Source organism: Nocardia farcinica, from assembly GCF_029867845.1.
Lineage (GTDB): Bacteria > Actinomycetota > Actinomycetes > Mycobacteriales > Mycobacteriaceae > Nocardia > Nocardia farcinica_A.
Window position 1 is genome coordinate 1 of sequence record NZ_JARWRU010000924.1, and the last position, 3,500, is coordinate 3,500.

Genomic DNA, 3,500 nt, shown 5'->3' on the forward strand with positions numbered 1-3,500 from the left:
CCCCCCCCCCACGAGGGACTTCCGGCCGTCTGCGAGACAGCCGTTTCGATCAGACCGGGAAGCCGGGGAACCAGAGACCGATCTCGCGCTTGGCCGACTCGGGCGAGTCAGAGCCGTGCACCAGGTTGTACTGGGTCTCCAGGCCGAAATCACCGCGGATCGTGCCGGGCGTGGCCTTCTCCACCGGGTCGGTGCCGCCGGCCAGCTGGCGGAAGGCGGCGATGGCGCGGGTGCCCTCCAGCACGGCCGCCACGACCGGGCCGGAGGTGATGAATTCGATCAGCGAGCCGAAGAACGGCTTGTCGGCGTGCTCGGCGTAGTGCTCACGCGCGAGCTCGTCGGACACCTGCTTCAGTTCCAGGGCGGCGATCTTCAGGCCCTTGCGCTCGGCCCGGGCCAGCACCTCGCCGACCAGGCCGCGCGACACGCCGTCCGGCTTGATGAGTACCAACGTCTGCTCAGTCACGGCGCACAGCCTAACGGCCCGCTCCGCCGAGCCGCTGACTGGGCAGTAGCCCCTGCTCCATCCGCTTCTTCACCTCGTGGCGCAGCATCAGGATGAAGCCCCAGACCAGCAGGAACAGCACGCCGATGATCAGGATGGACAGGTGGAACACGCCGCCTGCGACGACCAGCGCCTGCAAGCCGAGGTTGAACGCCAGCGCCCACGATCGGCCCTGCAATCCGGCGCCGAGGATCATCAGCACCGCCAGGCCCACCAGATAGCCGCCCGACACCCAGGTGAGCCCGCCGCCGACATCGGCCACGATCGGCAGGGCGAGCAGCACCACGATGGACTCCAGGACCAGGGTGCCCGCCATCACGCCGCGCAGGCCCTTCCACGGGTCCGGCGGAGCGGGCGCGTCGGCGGGCCGCTGCCGGCCGTTCGGGTCGGCCGGATTGTCTGCCGGGCTCATGCTGTGTCCTTTCCCGAGCTCACGGTCCTTTCCCGAGCTCACGCGGGGTCCTTCCCGAACAGGGCGCGGGCGGCGCCCGCCGTCACCACCGATCCGGTCACCACGACACCGGCCCCGGAGACCATCTCGCCGGACTCGGCGACCTCCTCGGCCAGCGCGATGGCGGTCTCCAGCGCGTCGGGAAGGGTGGGCGCCACGACGACACGCTCGTCTCCGAAGCGCTGCACCGCCAGATCGGCGAGCACCTCCACCTCGAGGGCGCGCGGGGAGCCGTTGCCGGTGACCACGATCTCGTCGAAGACCGGTTCCAGCGCATCCAGGATGCCCGCGGCGTCCTTGTCGCCGAGCACGGCGATGACCCCGACCAGCTTGCGGAAGTCGAACTCGGCGCCGAGCGTGGCGGCCAGCGCCCGCGCTCCCGCCGGATTGTGCGCGGCGTCGATGAAGATTGTCGGCGCACTGCGCATGCGTTCCATCCGGCCGGGGCTGGCCACCGAGGCGAAGCCCGCGCGCACGGCGTCCACGTCGAGCTGACGCTGCGCGCCCGCGCCGAAGAAGGCCTCCACTGCGGCGAGCGCGAGCACCGCGTTGCGCGCCTGGTGCTCACCGTGCAGCGGCAGGAAGATCTCGTCGTAGACCCCGCCGAGGCCCTGCAACGTCAACTGCTGTCCGCCCACGGCGACCTGCCGCGACAACACGGTGAACTCCGCGCCCTCGCGCGCGACCGCCGCGTCCACCTCCACGGCGCGGCGCAGCAGCACCTCCATGGCCTCGGGTTCCTGCTGGGCGATGACCGCCACGGTGTCGCGCGGGATCAGGCTCTCCGGCGCGCGCTTGACGATGCCCGCCTTCTCCCCGGCGATCGAGGCCAGGTCGGAACCGAGATAGTCGGTGTGGTCGAGTCCGATCGGGGTGATGACCGCCACCTGACCGTCGATCACATTGGTCGCGTCCCAGGTGCCGCCCATGCCGGTCTCCACCACCGCGACATCGACCGGCGCCTCGGCGAACGCGGCGAAGGCCATGGCGGTGAGCACCTCGAACTTGCTCATCGCCGGTCCACCGGCGGCCGCGGACTGCTGGTCGATCATCTCGATGTAGGGCTGGATCTCGCGGTAGATCTCGACGTACTTCGCCGGGCTGATCGGCGCGTTGTCGATGCTGATCCGCTCGGTGGCCAGCTGCAGGTGCGGGCTGGTGATGCGCCCGGTGCGCCGGTGCAGCGCGGTCAGCAGCGCGTCGATCATCCTGGTGACCGAGGTCTTGCCGTTGGTGCCCGCGATGTGGATCGCCGGGTAGGCCTGCTGCGGCGAGCCGAGCAGGTCCATCAGGGTGGCGATCCGCGTCAGCGACGGCTCGATCTTGGTCTCCGGCCAGCGCCGGTCGAGTTCGGCCTCGACCAGCGCCATCTCGGCCAGGTCGACCGGCGAGGGGCCCGAGCCGAGCCGGGTGTCCCTGGACTCGTCGCGATACTGACGCTCCGGTTCCGGGTTGGCGCCGCCCGCGTCGTCGCTCACTTGGCACCCAGCTCGGCGAGCCGTGCCCCGATCCGCTCGACTTCGGCGGCGGCCACCGCACGACGATTCCTGATCTTGTCCACCACGGCCTCGGGCGCCTTGGCCAGGAAGGCCTCGTTGCCGAGCTTGGCCTCGGTGGTCTGCAATTCCTTCTGCGCGGCGGCCAGATCCTTCTCCAGCCGCTTGCGCTCGGCCTCCAGGTCGACCGACCCGGAGGTGTCGACCTGCACCGTGACGGTGGCACCGCTCAGGCGCACCTCCACCTCGGCGGTGACGGAGAAGTCCGCGTCGGCGTCGGTGAGGCGGGCCAGATTGGCCACCGACGGCGCGAGCGCGACCAGGTCGGCCTCCTCGAGTCCGATCAGCCGGGCGGCGACCTTCTGCTTGTCGGCCAGGCCCTGATCGCTGCGGAAGCGGCGGATCTCGGTGATCAACCGCTGCGCGTCGGCGATGCGGCGGGCGGCGACCTCGTCGGCGACGGCGCCGCTGCGCGTCGGCCAGGTCGAGATCACGACGGACTCACCGCCGGTCAGCGCCTGCCACAGCGACTCGGTGACGAACGGGATCACCGGGTGCAGCAGCCGCAGCACCACGTCGAGCACGGTGCCGAGCACGGTGCGGGTGGACGCGGCGCGCTCGCCGTCGGCGGCGAACTGCACCTTGGCCAGCTCCAGGTACCAGTCGCACAGCTCGTCCCAGGCGAAGTGGTACAGCGCCTCGCAGGCCTTGCCGAACTCGTAGGCGTCGAAGGCCGCGTCGACCTCGTCGAGCACCGTGTCGAGGCGGTCCAGGATCCACCGGTCGGCGTCGGTCAGGCGCTCGCGCGCGGGCAGCTCGCCCGGGGCGGCGCCGTTGAGCAGCGCGAACTTGGTGGCGTTGAACAGCTTGGTGACGAAGCTGCGCGAGGCCAGCGCGTGCGACTCGCCGACCGAGAGGTCGCCGCCGGGCTGCGCGCCCCTGGCCAGGGTGAAGCGCAGCGCGTCGGCGCCGTAGGCGCGGGTACAGTACAGCGGGTCGATGCCGGTTGCGCCCGCCCTACACATAGTAATGGCCTGGAGGTGGGGGG

4 protein-coding genes are annotated in these 3,500 nt (G+C 71.1%); all 4 read right to left on the bottom strand.

The genetic code is table 11. The features are described 5' to 3' along the window. Positions 1-49: 49 nt before the first annotated feature. Positions 50-466, bottom strand: coding sequence for a nucleoside-diphosphate kinase (ndk, locus tag QH283_RS20300; RefSeq protein WP_280504564.1), 417 nt, complete (start codon positions 464-466; stop codon positions 50-52). A gap of 10 nt (positions 467-476) precedes the next feature. Then, the gene (locus tag QH283_RS20305; RefSeq protein ID WP_414689687.1) at positions 477-917 is read right to left on the bottom strand and encodes a DUF4233 domain-containing protein; all 441 of its coding nucleotides are present in this window, start codon (positions 915-917) and stop codon (positions 477-479) included. 38 nt (positions 918-955) lie between these two features. After that, entirely contained in the window at positions 956-2,434 is a 1,479-nt protein-coding gene (gene folC / locus QH283_RS20310; protein ID WP_414689686.1) for a bifunctional tetrahydrofolate synthase/dihydrofolate synthase, read from the bottom strand. Further along, positions 2,431-3,500 (bottom strand): class I tRNA ligase family protein (locus tag QH283_RS20315; RefSeq protein WP_280504565.1); only part of this gene is annotated, 1,070 nt, incomplete at its 5' end. The genes folC and QH283_RS20315, both read right to left, overlap by 4 nt.